Annotated in this window: 11 protein-coding genes; 4 read left to right on the top strand and 7 right to left on the bottom strand. The window is 71.7% G+C overall.

Annotation, left to right across the window (positions count from 1 at the left end; genetic code table 11):
- The first annotated feature begins 57 nt into the window (after positions 1-57).
- The gene (locus OHQ87_RS08735) at positions 58-1,185 is read left to right on the top strand and encodes a helix-turn-helix domain-containing protein (protein ID WP_328346702.1); all 1,128 of its coding nucleotides are present in this window, start codon (positions 58-60) and stop codon (positions 1,183-1,185) included.
- Here OHQ87_RS08735 and OHQ87_RS08730 read toward each other — a convergent pair.
- Positions 1,131-3,455, bottom strand: coding sequence for an ATP-binding protein (locus OHQ87_RS08730; RefSeq protein WP_328346701.1), 2,325 nt, complete (start codon positions 3,453-3,455; stop codon positions 1,131-1,133). The genes OHQ87_RS08735 and OHQ87_RS08730 overlap by 55 nt on opposite strands.
- Positions 3,456-3,857: 402 nt before the next feature.
- Positions 3,858-5,330 (bottom strand): arabinofuranosidase catalytic domain-containing protein, encoded by a 1,473-nt coding sequence (locus OHQ87_RS08725; protein WP_328346699.1) that lies wholly within the window; start codon positions 5,328-5,330, stop codon positions 3,858-3,860.
- 338 nt (positions 5,331-5,668) lie between these two features.
- Here OHQ87_RS08725 and OHQ87_RS08720 point away from each other — a divergent pair, with 338 nt between their 5' ends.
- Entirely contained in the window at positions 5,669-6,682 is a 1,014-nt protein-coding gene (locus tag OHQ87_RS08720; RefSeq protein WP_328346698.1) for a LacI family DNA-binding transcriptional regulator, read from the top strand.
- Between the two features lie 59 nt (positions 6,683-6,741).
- Here the strand turns inward: OHQ87_RS08720 and OHQ87_RS08715 are convergent, their stop codons facing one another.
- The 4 genes from OHQ87_RS08715 to OHQ87_RS08700 are packed head-to-tail and all read right to left on the bottom strand — an operon-like array spanning position 6,742 to position 11,616.
- Positions 6,742-8,484 carry an amylo-alpha-1,6-glucosidase gene (locus OHQ87_RS08715; protein WP_328346696.1) on the bottom strand — a complete coding sequence of 581 codons (1,743 nt, stop codon included), beginning with the start codon at positions 8,482-8,484 and terminating at the stop codon, positions 6,742-6,744.
- A gap of 31 nt (positions 8,485-8,515) precedes the next feature.
- Positions 8,516-9,343 (bottom strand): carbohydrate ABC transporter permease, encoded by an 828-nt coding sequence (locus tag OHQ87_RS08710; protein ID WP_328346694.1) that lies wholly within the window; start codon positions 9,341-9,343, stop codon positions 8,516-8,518.
- A complete protein-coding gene (locus tag OHQ87_RS08705; protein WP_328346692.1) occupies positions 9,340-10,374 on the bottom strand; it encodes a carbohydrate ABC transporter permease in 1,035 nt (344 codons plus the stop codon). Before OHQ87_RS08705 ends, OHQ87_RS08710 begins: the two co-directional genes overlap by 4 nt.
- Positions 10,375-10,392: 18 nt before the next feature.
- Positions 10,393-11,616: a sugar ABC transporter substrate-binding protein gene (locus tag OHQ87_RS08700; protein WP_328346690.1), complete on the bottom strand. Its 1,224-nt coding sequence runs from the start codon at positions 11,614-11,616 to the stop codon at positions 10,393-10,395.
- Between the two features lie 318 nt (positions 11,617-11,934).
- Here OHQ87_RS08700 and OHQ87_RS08695 point away from each other — a divergent pair, with 318 nt between their 5' ends.
- Positions 11,935-13,767, top strand: a complete 1,833-nt coding sequence (locus OHQ87_RS08695; protein WP_328346688.1) for an RICIN domain-containing protein — start codon at positions 11,935-11,937, stop codon at positions 13,765-13,767.
- Between the two features lie 294 nt (positions 13,768-14,061).
- Positions 14,062-15,588 carry an arabinofuranosidase catalytic domain-containing protein gene (locus OHQ87_RS08690; protein ID WP_328346686.1) on the top strand — a complete coding sequence of 509 codons (1,527 nt, stop codon included), beginning with the start codon at positions 14,062-14,064 and terminating at the stop codon, positions 15,586-15,588.
- A 160-nt stretch (positions 15,589-15,748) separates the two neighbouring features.
- Here OHQ87_RS08690 and recD2 read toward each other — a convergent pair whose 3' ends face one another.
- Positions 15,749-17,965, bottom strand: coding sequence for an SF1B family DNA helicase RecD2 (gene recD2 / locus OHQ87_RS08685; RefSeq protein ID WP_328346684.1), 2,217 nt, complete (start codon positions 17,963-17,965; stop codon positions 15,749-15,751).
- Between the last annotated feature and the right edge of the window lie 106 nt (positions 17,966-18,071).

The following is an 18,071-nucleotide window of genomic DNA, read 5'->3' as shown; positions in this document are numbered from 1 at the left end:
TGTCACCCCGGCGACGTCTACTGGACCGGACAGCAGTCGTCCTGGCGGGGGTACGGGGTGCGGGACAACACGCAGGAACAGCTCCACCGGCTTCGGTCACTGCGGATCGCCGCCGGGTTGACCATCGAGGAACTCGCCGTCCGTTCCGGGGTGAGCCCCCGCACGATCGGCGGGATCGAACGGCACACGATCCGCCGCCCGCACCACGGCACCCTGCGGGCGCTGGGCGCGGCGCTGGGCCTGGACGGGGTGGACGCCGGCCAGCTCCGCGCGGCCGGCGAACAGGTCGCCGGGGTCACCGGTCTACCCGGGGTGACCGCACACTTCACCGGCCGCCGCGACGACCTCGCCTGGCTGACCAGGCAGCTGCTACGCCGCCACGCGGTGCAGCTGCTCGGCCTGCCCGGCTCGGGTAAGACGGCGTTGGCCGTACAGGCCGCCACGGACCTCGCCGAACGGTTCCCCGACGGGGTGCGGTTCCTCGGGCCGGTCGCGGACACCACCGCCGCGACGATCGCACGACGGTTGCTGCCGGCGTCCGAGCCGGCATCGCACGGGCCCGACCCGGTGGCCATCGGCGCGTACCGTGACCTGCTGCGCACCCGACGGGTCCTGGTGCTGCTGGACGACGTACGCGACGACCGCCAGGTCGGGCCGCTGCTGCCGCCGGACGCCCTCGGCGTCACCCTGATCACCGGCCGGCATCCGCTGACGCACCTGCCGGCGACCGATCGGCGGCTGGTGCCGCCGCTGCCGGCGGCCGACGCACGGGCCGCCCTCACCGCGATGGTGGACGGCATCGCGCCCGCGCCCTCGGTCGCCGCGCTGGCCGACGGCTGCGGCGGCCTGCCACTGGCGCTGCGGGTGACCGCGAACCGGCTGCTGACCCGGCCGCAGTGGAGCGCGCAGTGGCTGATCGACCGGTTGGCCAGGCCGGAGCTGGTCCTGGACGCGCTGGTGGCCGGTGACCTGTCGGTGCGCGACGCGTTCGAGCGGACGTACGCCGGGCTGCCGGCACGGGCCCGCCGCGCCGTCCGGCTGCTGACCCGGCCGGTCGGTGCCGTCCCCGTCGAGGCGGGCCTGCTCGACCTGGCCGAGCGGGGCTGGGTCACCGCCGGCGGTGAGCACCGCTACGAGCCGCACCCGCTGGTACGCGCCTTCGCCCGTGTCGCGCCCGGCACCTGACCCCCGCCCGGCACCTGATCCCCGCCCGGGCCAGGCTCCTCCCGGGTGAGGTCGACAAGCAGCGTCGCGGCCCGGCCGGCCAGGTCCGGATCGTCGCAGTCGTCGGCCAACTCGATCGCCCGCACCAGGTGCGCCGGGGCCTCCCGGGTCTCCCCCGTGCGCCGCAGCGCCTCGGCCAACTCCACCAACGCCACGGCCTCGATCGCCGGCATCGCGTTCGCGCGTAACCGCGCGACCGCCTCCCGCCGCAGGGCGACACACTCCGACCACCGGCCGAGGGCGGCGAGATCGTCGCCGATCCGCCGGCAGTTCAGCGCGTCGGTGGCGGCGCGGGCGAAGGCCGCGATGGGATAGCGCGGATCGCGGAGCAGGCGTCGCGTCCGCTCGTGCACCCGCAGCGCCTCGACAGGTCTACCGAGGGCGAGCAGCGATGAGCCGAGCGAGGCCATCGCCTGCGGCAGGCCCTCCCGGTCGGCCGCGCGGCGCAGCATCACCCAGGCCCGCTGCCGTTGCCTCAGCGCCGCCGCGTACTCGCCCAACCCGGTGTGGCCGCTGGCGGCGTAGAGCAACGCCCAGCCCTGCTGGGCCGGGTCGCCCGCGCGGACCGCCCGGTCCAGCGCCCGGGTGGCGGTGGCCACGCTGCCGGCGTATTCGCGCTGGCAGATCGCCTGCGCCCAGGAAAGGTAGTTGAGATGGACCGCCTCGGTGCGGGGGTCGTCCAGCCGGGCGGCGGACTCGGCGGACAACCGGAAGACCTCGGGCCAGAGGTCGAGGTGGACCCGGCTGTCGGAGAACCAGTGCAGCGCGTCGACGGCCTCGACCACCGCTTCGTGCAGCCCTTCGGCGGCGGCCGACCGCAACGCGGCGAACCAGTTGCCCCGCTCGGCGTCGAGCCACGTCGTCGCCGCCGCGCGATCCCGGAACTCCGCAAGCGACGGCGGTCCGTCCGGTTCGAAGTGCCGCCCCGCGGCGATCGTACGCGCCAGCCACCAGCGCAGCGACGACGTCCGCAACGGGCCGACCGCGTCCGGTTCCTCAGCGGTCATCCGGTCGACGGCGAAGTCGCGTACCAGGTCGTGCAGCCCGTACCGGTCCGCCGGCACGGCGGCCACCAGTCCGCTCTCGACCAGCGCCTCCAGCCGTCGCTCGGCCTGCTCGCCAGCGGCGTCGGTGGCCACGGCGACCGGGTCCGGACCGAAGTCCGGACCCGGCATCAGGGACAGCCGCCGGAAGGTCCGTCGCAGGTCGTCCCCGAGCCGCCGGTACGACAGGCTGAGCGCGGTGTGGATACCCGCGGCGCCGGCGTCGATGACCCGCAGGCGGGCCTGCTCCCCGGAGAACCGCCGGTTCAGCTCCCCCACCGACAGCCCCGGCTCCTCCGACAGCCGTTGCCCGGTGACCCGCAGCGCCAGTGGCATGTGGCCGCAGTGCCGGGCCAGTTCGTCCAGCGCGACCGGGTCGGTGGCGGCGTCGGAGCGGGCGATGGCCCGCAGCATGGCGGTGGAGTCCTCGGCCGGCAACGGCTCCACCGACAGCCACTGCGCGGTGTCGAGGCCGCTGAGCCGTCGCCGGCTGGTGAACACCACGAGACTGCGTCCTGCCCCGGGCAGCAACGGCCGGACCTGCGCCTCGTCGGCGGCGTTGTCCCACACCACCAGGGCCCGGCGTTCGTACAGCGCCGACCGGTACGCCGTCGCCCGCCCGTCGAGCCCGGCGGGAATCCGCCGTTCCGGCACGCCGAGCGCCCGCAGCAGCCGGTGCAGCGCCTCGCCGGGGGTGGTCGGGACGTCGTCCATGCCGCGCAGGTCGACGAAGAACCGGCCGTCGGGGAACTCCGTGGCCAGATCCGCCACGGCCCGCAGGGCGAGGCTGGTCTTGCCCACCCCGGCCGGTCCGGTGACGACGAGCGCGGTGGCCTGCTGCCGGTCACCCGACGGACGACGGGCGATGTCGCCCAGGGCCCGCAACTCCGCTGCCCGGCCGCTGAAATAGCGCGGCGGATCGGGGGGTTCCCCGCCCGCCGGCCGCACGGAGGCGGCCTCGACCAGGCGACGACGCTCGTCGTCCGGCACGGCGAGGACGTCGAGCAGGACGGTCAGGGTACGCCGTTGCGGACGGCGGACCCGGTCGCGTTCGATGTCGCTGATCGCCCGGGCGCTGACCCCGCAGCGCTCGGCGAGCCCCTCGATCGACAGGCCCGCCGCCACACGGCACCCACGCAGGACGGCACCCAGCGTCGACCGTTCGGGTGCGCTCGGTATCGGCTTCACCGAGCACACCCTCACAGATCACCGCCCCAGATTCCAGGCATCGACGAGTGACGTACCGCATGGTCGGATCACCGACCGTTCAACCGCCAGGTCTGGTAGCCGCCGTAGTTGCACGCCCGGGCGTACGCGTCACCGCTGCCGTGGGTGTCCACGCAGATGTAACGGGTGTCGAAGCTCTCCTGTCACCGGTCCGGCCCCCGCTCGGGCCGCACCATCCATCTACGACGAGTAGAGCGGCAGGTGCCGGCGGTGAACACGCAGAACGACAGGCAAGAGCTGGCGGTGGCACGGGCCGGTCACCTGCGCCACGGATAGCGCGACGCGTGGTGCCGCCGCGCGACAACCGGCCGGGCCGGCCCCGTGTCCTGCCCGGGACCGGCCCGGCCGGTTGTCGCGGCCTGGTCAGCTACGCAGGCTCCACTGCTGGTTCTGTTGCCCGTTGCAGGACCAGAGGACGAGTTTGGTGCCGTTGGCCGTTGCCGCGTTGGTGGCATCGAGACAGAGTCCCGACTGCACACCGGTGACGGTGCCGTTGGCGTTGACGTTCCACTGTTGGTTGGCACCGGTGTGGCAGTCCCAGATGATGACCTGGGTGCCGTTGCTGGTGCCCTGGCCGTTGGCGTCGAGGCACTTGTTGCCCAGCACCTGGAGCTGCTTGCCGGCGGTGTAGGTCAAGCGCTGCGCGGTGCCACCGGTGCAGTCCCACAACTGGACCTGGGTGCCGTTGGTCGTGCTGCCGTTCGGCACGTCGACGCAGCGGCCCGACTGACCACCCACGACCTGGACGCCCTGCTGCGGCGTACCGCCACCGGCCGGGGCGTATCCGGCGGCGGCGATGTTGGCCTGCACGGCGTCCTCCGTGGCCGGCGACGGGTAGCCCGAGGTCAGCACCCCCTCGAAGAAGGTGCCGCGACCGGAGACGCTGTTGTCGCCGCCGATGCCGAGCAGGATCGCCCCCTCCTTCTTCATCGGGTGGTAACCGTTGGGACGCCGTCCGTCGAAATAGGTAGTCAGACCGCCCGACTGCGCATTCCCACCCCGGATCGCCCAGTGGTTCGGCTCACCCTTGACCATCGCGGTCACGAAACGGTGGTTGATCGACGCGATGTTGTTGTATCCCGCGTTCACCCCGGAGAACAGCCCCCACTCCAGATCGGCCATGACCCACGGGCCGGCGCCCGCCCCGTAGCCCCACTGCTTGTTGGCGCCGAAGTAGACCGTCTCCATGATGGCCGGGGCGTCGGCCTGGCCGTCGGTCTGCGCGTTGCCGTAGTCGAAGCAGCACCACTGGTTGTAGTGGGTGCCGTCGACGACGGCGTAGATGCCCTCTGGCTGGTCGCCGGTGGCGACGCCGTTGGTGTTGTTGTTGCGGTAACCGGTGCCGGGCGAGACGTAGACGCCGTACGCCTTCTGCCCGCCGACGGTGATCGGAGCCGCCTTCGCGTCCGCCAGGTTGTCCCAGCCGCCCGGCGCGGGGCCGGGCCAGTAGCCGGGAGGTGCCTGGGTGAGGCGGTTGTTGCGGCCGGACTGGTCGTAGAGGATCGTGATCACGCAACTCGTGTTCGCGCAGAAGGAATCCTGGGTGGCGGCGTTGACGACACCACCCGCGCTCAGCACCCCGACGTCCCGGGTGCCGTTGTCCGACGTCCGCCGGACCTGATAGAGCGGACCGTTGTACGCCCCGTACAGGGCACGGGTGGTGCTGTGCGCGGCCACGCACGGCGTACCACCCGAGGCGTAGATGTCACACGGGCCGGTGGTCGCGGCGCGCGCGCCCGGCGCATCCGACACCACGTAGCCGCCGCCGACGACAACGAGGGCGACCACGGTCGCCAGGGCGGCCGTCAACCGACTCGACCTTCTCTTCACATTCATCGAATCCTCTCCGGAACGGTGGGGGTGCGGTGGCGGCTGCTTCCGGTGCGGCGGTGTCCTACGTCCGAACGACCGGAGCAGGAGGCTGATCTGCCCATCGAGCCATGCTTCTGACATAACACGTCAGACCTTTTACATTAATTACTATCGATGCATAGCGCCACCCCTTCCCACCCGTCCACCCTCCTTCGACACCGCCGAAGGCCGGGCGCGGTGGATCGCCACGGAGGCGGCCGCAGAACAGTTCCTGGGCCGGTGCTGGAATTCCGGGACGGTTATGCTCCACGGGAAGCACGGCGCATTCCCGCGTCGGTGTCGGATTCGGTCTGAGGGCGGGCATGAACATCGGGGAGATCGCCCGGCGGGCCGGGGTGTCCCGCAGCACCGTGTCCTACGTGCTGAGCGGGAAGCGGACCGTGTCGGCGACGACCCGGCAGCGCATCCAGGCGGTCATCGACGAGTTGGGCTACCGCCCGAACGCGAGCGCCCGCGCACTCAAGGAGGGACGCACCCGCACCCTCGGGTTGGTGATCCCCCCGGCCAGCCAGCGCCTGACCGACATGCAGCTGGGCTTCGTCGCCAGCGTCGTCGAGGCGGCGGCCCGGCACGACCTGGACGTGCTGTTGTCCCCGTCCGGCGGCGACCACGACCGGTCGTTCGAGCGGATCGTCACCGGGCGTCGGGTCGACGGTGTGGTCGTGATGGAGATCCGGTTGACCGACGACCGGGTGACCCGGCTGGCCGCTGCGGGGCTGCCGTTCGTGACGATAGGCCGGACCGCCGACCCGCACGGGATGAGCTGGATCGACATCGACTACGCGGCGTTGATCTCCCGTTGCGTGCACCACCTGGCCGATCTGGGGCACCGTCAGGTGGCCCTGGTGAACCGGTCGGCCGAGTTGGTCGCCGCCGGCTACGGCCCGAGCCACCGTGCCCTCGCCGGCTTCCGGGCGGCGGTCACCGAGCGGGGCCTGACCGGTGTGGACGTCTGCTGCGGTGACGACACGACGTCGGGCGAGGCGTGTGTGGAGCACCTGCTGGCGACGCATCCGGAGATCACGGCGGTGGCCACCATCAACGAGGCGGCGCTGCCCGGCATGCAGCGCGCGTTGCACGGCGCCGGGCTGTCCGTGCCGGGCGACTTCTCCGTCACCGGAGTGGCCGCCCAACACTGGGCGGAGGACTTCCGTCCACCGCTGACCGCCGCGGACGTGCCGATGCGGGAGATGGGCGCCGAGGCGGTGTCGTTGCTGTTGGAGCTGATCGCCGCCCCTGCCGCCACGCCCCGGCACCGCCTGTACGCCCCACCCATCTCGTTGCGCTCCAGCACCGGCCCTGCCCGGTCCCGCTGACCCGGCCCGGTGCGGCGCGACTCCGGTCGCCCGGCCGGGTCCGGGGAGGCCGACGACACTCACCCCGCCCGGTCCGTCCGCGTGCTCCGGCTGCCCTCCGGTGACCCGCGGCGTTCCTGCTGGGCGGCGGCGAGGATGAGATAGCTGCTGGCGGTCCAGGTGTACGCCCGGTCGCGGAGCCCTGCGCCGGTCTCGGCGTCGAAGTTCTCCGCGAAACCGGACTTCTCACACAGGGCCAGGAAGCGTCGACTGATCTCGTCGGCGATCGTGGTGTGCCCGGCCCGGCGCAGGCCGTCCTCGACCAGCACCGTGGAGGGCGCCCAGATCGGGCCACGCCAGTAGCCGTCGGCGAGGTAGTCGGCCGAGTCCGTCGGCTCGGTGGCGAGCCCGTGCGTGGTCAGGTGGGCCTCGACGCCCCGGGCCAGGGTGGCGGCGACCGGGGTGGGCAGTTCGGCGCCGAGGGTGACCGGCATCAGGTCGAGCAGGCTGCGGCTGGCGCGTCGTCGCCCGGTGTGCGGGCTGCGGGCGGTGAAGCGTTCGCCGTCCCACAGGTCCCGCAGCAGGGCGGCGCGCACCCGGTCGGCCTCGGCGGTCCACCGGTCGGCGGGCTCGCCCAGCTCGGTGGCCAGGTCGGCCAGGCAGCGCAGTTGGCTGACCAGGAAGGCGGCGAGGTCGGCGGTCTCCAGCACCCGGCCGTGGTCGAAGGTGGTCGCGTTGTCCCAGCCGCTGTCGTTGCCGTGCTGGTAGTGGGGCAGGTCGTGGCCGGGGGCGCGGCGCGCGTCGAGCCAGAACCCGGTCCACCGGGCCAGCCGGTCGTACGTCTGGGCCAGCGCCGCCCGGTCCGGCGGGGTGGGCAGCCGGCGGCGCAGGTGACCCAGGGCCCAACCGTGGATGGGTGGTTTGACGTAGTTGTGCAGCACCTCCGAGTGGGTGACCGAGTCCGGGAGGGCGCCGGCGGGGTCCTGGTGGTCGAAGGGCAGTTGGAACTGGTGCCAGGCGAGTTCCGGCTCGCCGGCCGCCAGGGCGATCGCGTTGAAGCAGTGGTCCCAGCTCCACACCTTGTCCATCCAGTGCTTGGACATCAGCACGGCGGGTCGGGTGACGAAACCCGCAGGCTCGACGGTGGCCGACCAGAGCACGTACGCGGCCAGTTCGGCGGCGGGGGTGTCGACACCCCGCCACGGGGCGACCGCGTCGACGAACGCGGCGAACTCGGTGCTGCGGTCGCGGCACAGCTGGTCGAAGGTGCCGGACCGGACGTAGGGACGGCGGGCGGTGGCGTACTCCTCGATCGCGATCTCCCACGGCTGGTCGGCGGGGAGGTCCAGCCAGCGGTCGGCGGGGCCGAGCGCCTCCATCCCGTCGGTGCCGTGCAGCGCTCCGGACAGCACGGTGACCCGGTAGCGGCGGCCGGTCTCGTAGGAGGTGAACACGGCCGACCCGTCGACCGGGTCGCGGTAGAGGTAGGTGCCGCTGAACGGGGTGAGGGTTCCGGCGGCGGCGGCGATCCGCAGCCCGAGCCCCCGGCCGCGGAGGCGCAGGGTGTCCGGCCCCTGGTAGCCCGCCTCGATCCGGCCGTTGCCGCTGCGCCAGGTCAGCAGGGCGGGGGTGGCGACGACTATGGCATCGGCATCGGGGGTGAGGCGGAGCACCGGGTGCAGCCCGGTCTGGTGGGAGACCAGGTGCAGGTCGTCGGCGTACGTCTTCTCGGCCACCACCGGGGAGATGTTGAGCCAGGAACCGCGGTAGCTGAACGGGATGTCCTGGATGGAGAACTCCGGACCGGACGGTGCGACGGTCATGGGTGGCGGCGCCTTTCTGTGGTACGGATGGTCAGTCCTTGACGGCGCCGGCGGTGATCCCGGTCGAGACGTACCGCTGGGCCAGGACCAGCAGCACGGTGGCCGGGACGGAGGCGACGACGGCGGTGGCCATGATGGCGTTCCACTGTTGGTTGTTGTTGCCGATGTAGTGGTAGATGCCCAGGGTGATCGGCTGGTGTTCGCCGCCGCCGGCCAGCGTCGAGGCGAAGACGAAGTCCGACCAGGCCCAGAGGAACGCGAACAGCGACACCGTGACGATCGCGTTGCGGCTCACCGGCAGCACGACCGACCAGAAGGTGCGCAGCCGCCCGGCGCCGTCGACCACGGCGGCCTGGAGCAGCTCGTCGGGGATGCCGGCCATGAAGGCCGTGAAGATCAGCACCCCGAACGGCACCGCCAGGGTCGAGTCGGCCAGGATCAGGCCCGGCAGGGTGTTCAGGATGCCGAGTTCGAGATAGCCGGCGTAGAAGCCCATCGCCATGATGATGCCCGGGACCATCTGGGCGATCAGCAGCCCGAAGCTCAGCGCCGGGCCGCCGGGCGGCCGGAGCTTCGCCAGCGCGTAGCCGGCGGGGGCGGCCAACGCCACGGTCAGCGCCACCGTGCCGAGGCCGACCAGGAAGCTGGTGCCGAGGTACGGCAGCTGCTGGTCGAGCACCGCCCGGTAGCCCTCCCAGGTGCCGTCGACGGGGAACAGGTGCGGCGGGTCGGCCCGCATGTCCCGGTCCCGGGTGAACGACACGTTGATCATCCAGTAGACGGGGAAGAGCATCAGACCGGTCAGCACCAGGCCGACGCCGGTCTTCCACCAGCTGCGGGACGGGGCGGTGGTCGTCATGACTGCTGCCTCCGCTGAAGCCGCAGGTAGCCGAACCCGGCGAGCAGGGCCAGCACGATGAGCAGGTTGCCGACGGCCGCGCCGGGGCCGAACTCGGGTAGCAGGTTACCGAAGCCGAGCCGGTACGACCAGGTGGCGAGGGTGGTGGAGGAATCGGTCGGACCGCCCCTGGTCATGATCCAGATGAGGTCGAAGACCTTCAGCGTGTAGATCAGCCCGAGCAGCAGGGTGATCGCGGAGACCGGGCGCAGCAGCGGGAAGGTGATCGACCAGAACCGCTGCCAGCCCGTCGCCCCGTCGAGCGCGGACGCCTCGTACACCTCGGCCGGGATGGCCTGGAGGCCGCTGTGCAGCACCACCAGGTTGAAGGGGATGCCGATCCAGACGTTCGCGATGATCACCGAGACCAGCGACCAGCGGGGTGAGGTGAGCCAGTTGACCGGGTCGATCCCGACCAGGCCGAGTGCCGCGTTGACCAGACCCGCGTCGCTGTTGAGCAGCCACGACCAGGTGGACGCCGAGACGATCAACGGGAGCAGCCAGGGCACCAGGATCACCGCCCGCAACGTCCGGGACAGCGGGAAGTGCCCGTGGAAGAAGAGCGCCAGGGCCATCCCGATGGCGAACTGGAGGGCGAGTGACGCCCCGGTGAAGATCAGGGTGTGCGTCAGCGCCGGGCCGAAGGTCGGGTCGGCCAGGACCGTCCGGTAGTTGTCCAGGCCCGCGAACGGCGCTCCGCCCTGCACGAACGACCGGACGGTGTACTCCCGCAGGCTCAACTCCAGGTTCCGGTAGAGCGGGTACGCGTAACAGACGACCAGGTAGCCGGTCACCGGGGCCAGGAACGCCCAGGCCGACCACCGCCCCACCCGGGACGCGGGGTACCCGGGCGGGACGGCGGCGGCCAGCCCACGACGGCCCCGCCCGGCGGTGGCGGCGGCTGTCGTGGCGGTCGGTGGCGGGATGTCAGCTGTCCCAGTGGTCGGTGGCGTGGCGGTCGGTGGCCCGGCGGCGGGTCTCGGGGTGGTCATGATGCCGGTGCGGGGTGGTCAGCCGGCGGTACGCTGCGCGGCTGCCAGCGCCTCCTGCGGTGTCTTCGCTCCGCTGAGCGCCCCCTGCACCCCGGTCCACAGGGACTCGGAGATCTTCGGATATCTGGTGCCGAGGTTGTCACCGGTGCGTCCCTTGGCGGCCCGGACCGCCTCCACCCAGACCTTGAGCTTGGGGTCCGCCGCAGCCTGCCGCTCCTGCACCGCGGTGACGGGCGCGACGTAGGAGAGCGTGGTGTCGGTGGCAAGGAGATTGTCGGCGCTGGTCAGGCAGGTGACGAGCCGCTGGGACGTCGGATACCTGTCGGTCCTGCGCTGCACCGGGATGGAGACGAACTCACCGCCGGTGGGGGCGGGCGCCGGGCCACCCGCGCGGGCCGGGATCGCGATGATGCCGTACCCGAAGCCGAGTTTCTCCGCGTTGGCCAGTTGCCAGGTGCCGTTCTCGGCGAACGCGTAGTCGCCGGTGGCGAACTCCTGCCAGCTCGTGGTCTGGGTGTTGTTGATGACGGAGTTCGGGGCGTACCCCTGCTTGAGCCAGTCGGTCCACAGCGTCAACGCGGACACCGCCTGCGGGGAGTCCAGACCGGTCAGTTGGGCGCCGGAGCCCCAGAACCAGGGCAGGAACTGGAAGCTGCCCTCCTCGGTGCCGATCGCGGAGAAGGTGATGCCCTTCCTGCCCTTGGCCTTCACCTTGGTCAACGCGTCGTCCAGCGTGGCCCAGTCGGTGATGGTGGCGGGATCGACGCCCGCGGTGGCCAGCACCTTCTTGTTGTAGTAGAGGGCGAGGGTGTTCGCCCCGATCGGCACCCCGTACGTCCTGCCCTCGCGCTGACCGGCGCCGAGCAGGTTCGCCGCCATGGTCGACACGTCCAGCTTGTTCTCGTCGGTGGTGGTGAGCGCGCCGGCCTCGGCCAGCGTCGAGATCACCGGGTTGTCCACGATCAGCACGTCCGGCGAGTTGCCCTGCTGGGCGGCGAGCAGGGCCTTGTTGGTCAGGTCGGTGGTGTCGTAGCCGGTCCGGTCGACGGTCACCCCTGCCGACTCGCCGCACTTCTTCAGCAGCGCGACCCAGGTGGAGTCCTCGGCGAACTGGGGGTACGGGTCCCAGACCAGGTAGCTGCCGCCGCCCGAGGGCTCGTCGGCGGACGAGCAGGCGCTCCCGGCCAACGCGACGAGTGCGACGGCGGCGGCCAGACACCGCCGACGGCTGGTTGCGGTCATGTGCTGCCTCGCTTCGCAGGGAACGTGTCTCGCGGGGAACGTCAGGTGGCGGGTATGCGGGGTGGCCGGTGCGCGGGTGAGGCGCGGTCCGACCATGCCGCGAATCGGTTCGACGAATCGGTTCGAACGAAGATAGGTCCGTCCACACGCGCGGGTCAAGGGGGAGCCGCCAGGAAGGGGATCAGCGGCGGAAACATCGGCGTCACCGGAGTGTCATTTCATTGACATTCTTCAGTACGCGACTCTACGATTCCTGCGAATCGATTCGCAAGCGAAGTCCTCCGGAGAGCGTCCCCGCGCCCCACCAAGGAGCCGCCCGTGAAAACCCCGTCCCGCAGCCGGCCCGGACGAGCCCGGGTGATCGTCACCCGACTCGCCGTCGGCCTGCTCGCCGTCGCCGCGACCGCCGTCGCCGCCACCCCGGCCCAGGCCGCCGACGAGTCGATCACCGTCAACTTCTCAAGCACCACCGGCACGCCGACCTACCGTGCCTCCGGCTGGATCTACGGCATGACCGAGAACGCCAGCGGCCCGGCCGACCACTTCTACCGGGACGTCAAGTTCCAGTACATGCGCGCCGGCGGCGCGCAACTGCCCGGCAGCGGCTGGGTCGGCGGAAACTACGACAGGCGGTGGAACTCCACCCTCGCCCAGGCCCGGCGGACCGCCGCCCTCGGTGGTCAGTTCATCATCCTGCCGCACGACCTGTGGGGTGCCGACGGTGCGGGCATCTCCCGCTTCCCCGGCGACAACGGCAACTGGACCGACTACGACAACTTCCTGACCCGCCTCATCGGCGACGTCCGGGCGGCCGGGCTGACCGTGCAGTGGGACATCTGGAACGAACCCAACATCACCATCTTCTGGAACCGCCCGATCTCCCAGTACCTCGAACTGTGGCGGCGCACCTACCAGCGCCTGCGCGCGGAGTTCCCCAACCAGCTCATCGTCGGGCCGAGCTGCGCCTGCGTACCGTCGACCAACCACGCGTTCTGGAACCAGTACCTGGACTTCGTCCGCTCGACCAACACGGTGCCGGACATCGTCAGCTGGCACTCGCTGCCGGGTGACCCGGTCGCCAACGTCGCCGCCGCCAACGCCACCCTCGACCCGCGTGGCATCGCCCACCCCCGGCCCTACCAGATCAACGAGTACGGCGCGTCCAACGAGCAGAACCCGGCGGACGGTGCCTGGTACATCGCGCGGTTGGAGCGGGCCCGCGCGGACGGCCTCCGGGCGAACTGGGCCGGCGGCGGCAACCTGCACAACGACCTGGGCAACCTGCTGGTACGCAACTCGGCCGGCCAGCACCAGCCCAAGGGCGAGTGGTGGGTCTACCGCTACTACGCCTCACAGACCGGGCAGATCGCCGCGGTGACCGCCAGCCAGTCCTACGACGCCTACGCCACCAAGGCCAGCGGGGTGGCGAAGGTCCTGGTCGGTGGCGGCCGGACCACCGGCAACCTGACCGTCAACCTGCAGCGGCTGGACACCACCAGCGGCATCGTGCAGAACAACCAGGTGCGGGTGCTCACCCAGCGCATCCCGTACAACAACGGCGGTGCGGTGCAGGGGCCGGTGACGGTGTCGAACACCGTGGTCACCGTGGCCAACAACAACGCCTCGGTGACCCTGCCGTACGGCAACCAGGACGACACCTACACGGTCACCCTGCTGCCGCCCTCGGACGCCGGCTTCCAGTCGGTGGCGGTGGCCCAGCACTCGCAGCAGTGCCTGGACAACACCGGCCTGGGCACCGCCGACGGCAACGCCCAGCAGCAGTTCTACTGCGAGGGTGGGGACCAGCAGCAGTGGAACTTCCGCCCGGTCGACGGGGTGGCCAACACGTACACCGTGGTCAACCAGCAGAGCGGCAAGTGCCTCGACGTCAGCGGGGCGTCCACCGCCGACGGCGCGGCCGTGCAGCAGTGGACCTGTCAGAACGGCCTCAGCCAGCAGTTCACCCTCCGCCGGGTGACCTACGGGGGCAACGACTCCCACGACTACCAGTTGGTCGCCCGGCACAGCAACAAGTGTCTCGACGTCAACGGGGTCTCCACCGCCGCCCAGGCGCGGATCCTGCAGTGGACCTGCAAGCCGGTCGGCCAGAGCAGCCCGCTGAACCAGACGTGGCGGCTCTGGGGCCGGTAGGACCGCGGGCCGGGTGCCGGGCGGCCGGCGCCCGGCCCTGCGCCGGCCGCCCGGGTGACGAAAGACCCCGGACGAACGACCTCAGTCATTGATTGCTGTCACTCTTTCGGTAATCCTTGGGGAGTTCCGAACCGATTCGCCACCACCACGACCACCGCCACCACCCGTGGGCGGGCCCGCCCGGCCCGTGCCGCCGACGAACCAAGGAGCCGCCTCGTGCGCACCCCGTCCCCCAGCGGACCAGGCCAGGTCCGAGATCCCCTCCCGCGACGCCACCGTCTCCACCGGCTCACCATGCTGGTCGGTGCGTTGGCCGGCGTCCTCGTCGTCGCCGGGGCCACCCCCGGCATCACCTCGCCGGTCGCCGAGGCCGCCGCCGCGCCGGCGCTGGCCGCCATCGAACCGGGGCAGAGCACCCGGATCGTCGGCACCGCCTCCGGCCGCTGCCTCGAGGTCCCCAACTCCAGCACCACCAACGGCACCCAGACGCAGCTGTGGGACTGCCAGGGTGGTGCCAACCAGACCTGGACCTGGACGGCCAACCGGCAGCTCACCGTCTACGGCAACAAGTGCCTGGACGCCTCCGGCCGGGGCACCACCGCCGGCACGGCGGCGATCATCTGGGACTGCAACGGCCAGACCAACCAGCAGTGGAACGTCAACGCCAACGGCAGCATCGTCGGTGTGCAGTCCGGCCTGTGCCTGGACGCCAACGGCAACGGCACCGCGAACGGCACCAAGATCCTGCTGTGGACCTGCAACGGTCAGACCAACCAGCAGTGGACCTCGCCGACGACCACTCCCCCGCCGACCACGCCGCCGGGCACCCCGCCGCCGACCACGCCCCCGCCGAGCGGTTCCCTGCCGTGCGACATCTACGCCGCCGGTGGCACCCCGTGCGTGGCCGCGCACAGCACCACCCGGGCGCTCTACGCGTCGTACGCCGGCAACCTTTACCAGGTGCGGCGCTCCTCGGACAACACCACCCGCAACATCGGGCTGACCGGCACCGGCGGCACCGCCAACGCGGCGACCCAGGACTCGTTCTGCACCGGCACCACCTGCGTGGTCACGGTCGTGTTCGACCAGTCCGGTCGCGGCAACGACCTGTGGTACCAGGGGTCCAGCGTGGTTCCCGGCTCACCGCAGAGCAAGCCGGCGGTCGCGACCTCGGAGTCGCTGACGGTGGGCGGCGCCAAGGCGTACTCGCTCTACATCAATCCCGGCAACAGCTACTGGCGCGACGGTCACCTGACCGGGGTGCCGACCGGCGCCGCCCCCGAGGGCATGTACATGGTCACCAGCGGCACCCACGTCAACAGCGGCTGCTGCTTCGACTACGGCAACAGCGAGACCACCCGCAAGGCCGACGCCGCCGGGGCGATGGATGCCCTCAACTTCGGCAAGCAGTGCTGGTTCGGTGGCTGCTCCGGCACCGGCCCGTGGGTGCAGGCGGACCTGGAGTGGGGCCTGTTCCCCGGCGGCAGCAGCTCCTGGAACCCCAACCAGCGGGCGTTCACCAGCAAGTTCGTCACCGCCACCCTGAAGAACAACGGCACCTCGCGCTTCGCCATCAAGGGCAGCAACGCCCAGTCCGGCAGCCTCTACACCCTCTACGACGGCTCACTGCCGCCCGGGTACAGCCCGATGAAGAAGCAGGGCGCGATCATCCTGGGCAGCGGCGGGGACTGCTGCAAGCCCGACGGCGGCGCGAACCTCAGCGCCGGCACCTTCTACGAAGGGGCGATGGTCGCCGGCTACCCGTCGGACGCGACCGAGAACGCGGTCCAGGCGAACATCACCGCCGCCGGCTACCGCTGACCCCGGTGCCGACCACCTGACCGGATCGTCGCGCCGGTCACCGCCCTCGGACGGTGACCGGCGCGACAGCCGGCTGTCGGTGCGGGCGGCGGGGTGCGGAACCACCGCAGGGGTGTCCCGCACCCCGGCGGGCCCCACCGCGACCGGCGGGCCACACCCGCTATCCGGCCGATCCGCCGAGGCGGTGGTCCAGGGCGGTGTGGCGGCGGCCGGCGCCGACGGTGCGGACGGCGGCGGCCAGCGCGCGGCGGGAGCCGACTATCACGACGAGCTGTCGGGCCCGGGTGACGGCGGTGTAGAGCAGGTTACGTTGCAACATCATCCAGGCGCTGGTGGTCAGCGGGATGACGACGGCGGGATACTCCGAGCCCTGGGAGCGGTGGATGGTCATCGCGTACGCGTGGGCGAGTTCGTCGAGCTCGTCGAACTCGTAGTCGAGGTGCTCGTCCTCGTCGGTGCGTACGGTGAGGGTCTGCTCCTCGGGGGTGAGCGCGGTGACGATGCCGAGGGTGCCGTTGAAGACACCGGCCTGGCCCTTGTCGTAGTTGTTGCGGATCTGGGTGACCTTGTCGCCGATCCGGAAGACCCGCCCGCCCATCCGCCGCTCGGGTTGACCCTCGCGGTGCGGGGTGAGGCGCTGTTGCAGCAGGGTGTTGAGGGCGGCGGCACCTGCCGGCCCCCGGTGCATCGGGGCGAGGACCTGCACGTCCCGGCGCGGGTCGAGGCCGAACCGGGCGGGGATCCGGGTGCAGGCGACGTCCACGGTCAGCGCGGCGGTCGCCTCGGTGTCGTCGCAGGCGAACAGGAAGAAGTCCGGCAGCCCGTCGAGCAGGGGTGGGCGGCCGGCGTTGATCCGGTGGGCGTTGGTGATCACCCCCGACTGGGCGGCCTGCCGGAAGACCCGGGTCAACCGCACCCGGGGGATGGCGGACGCGGTGAGCAGGTCGCGGAGCACCTCCCCCGCGCCGACACTGGGCAACTGGTCCACGTCGCCGACCAGCAGCAGGTGCGCCCCGGGCGGCACCGCCTTGACCAGCTTGTTGGCCAGGATGAGATCGAGCATGGACGCCTCGTCGACGACGAGCAGGTCGACGTCGAGGGGGTTGTCCCGGTCGTGGGCGGCCTCCCCGCCGGGGCGCAGTTGCAGCAGCCGGTGCACGGTGGCGGCGGGGTGCCCGGTCAGCTCGGACAGGCGTTTCGCGGCCCGGCCGGTCGGGGCGACCAGGGTGACCTTCGCCTTCTTGGCGGCGGCGAGTTCGACGATGGAGCGGACGGTGAAGCTCTTGCCGCAGCCGGGCCCGCCGGTCAGCACCGCCACCTTCGAGGTCAGCGCCAGCCGGACGGCATGCTCCTGCTCGGGGGCGAGGTCGTTGCCGGTGCGCGAGCGCAGCCAGGCCAGCGCCCGGGGCCAGTCGACGTCGGTGAAGTGGGGCAACCGGTCGGCCCGGTCGTGCAGCAGCCGCAGCAGGGTGGCGGCGAGGGACTGCTCGGCCCGGTGGAACGGCACCAGGTACACCGCCGGCACCGGATCGCCGTCGCCGCCGGGCAGGAACTCCTGGACCACACCCTCCTCGCCGATCAGGTCGTCCAGGCAGCGGGTGACAAGGTCACCGGGCACGTCGAGGATCTTCGTGGCGTCGGCGACGAGCGCGGGGGCGGGCAGGTAGCAGTGGCCCGAGTCGGTGGCCTCGGACAGGGTGTACCGCAGGCCGGCCATCACCCGCTGCGGGCTGTCGTGCGGGATGCCGACCGCCTGGGCGATGGTGTCGGCGGTCTTGAACCCGATCCCCCACACGTCGGCCGCCAGCCGGTACGGCTCCTTCGTCACCACCTCGATCGACGCGTCGGCGTACTGCTTGAAGATCCGTACCGCAAGCGACGTCGACACCCCGACCCCCTGGAGGAAGACCATCACCTCCTTGATCGCCTTCTGCTCCTCCCACGCCGCAGTGATCTTCGCGGTGCGTTTCGGCCCCAGCCCGGCGACCTCCACCAGCCGGGCCGGTTCCTCCTCGATGACCCGCAGGGTGTCCAGGCCGAAGTGCGCCACGATCCGCTCGGCGAACACCGGCCCGATGCCCTTGACCAGGCCGGAACCGAGATAGCGTCGGATGCCCTGGATGGTCGCCGGCAGCACCGTGGTGTAGGAGTCCACCTCGAACTGCCGGCCGTACTTCGGATGTGACGACCAGCGCCCCGACAGCCGCAGGCTCTCGCCGGGTTGCGCGCCCAGCAGCGCGCCGACCACCGTCAGCAGGTCGGTCCCCCGGTCGGTGGCGACCCGGGCGACGGTGTAGCCGGTCTCCTCGTTGACGTAGGTCAGCCGTTCGAGGACCGCGTCCAGGGTGGCGAGCGGTGGGCGGGCGGGGGCGGTCACCCCCTCATCGTGCCGGGCGCCCGCCGCGCCCCACCCACCGCCCGGCGCGAAGCCGGACGTCCTCCCCCGCCGGGTGGGCGGAGGAGGACGTCGGGTGTCGCGGTCG

It is taken from the genome of Micromonospora sp. NBC_00421 (assembly GCF_036017915.1).
In the GTDB taxonomy this organism is placed as follows: Bacteria; Actinomycetota; Actinomycetes; order Mycobacteriales; family Micromonosporaceae; genus Micromonospora.
This window is presented reverse-complemented; position numbering and strand designations above follow the sequence as displayed.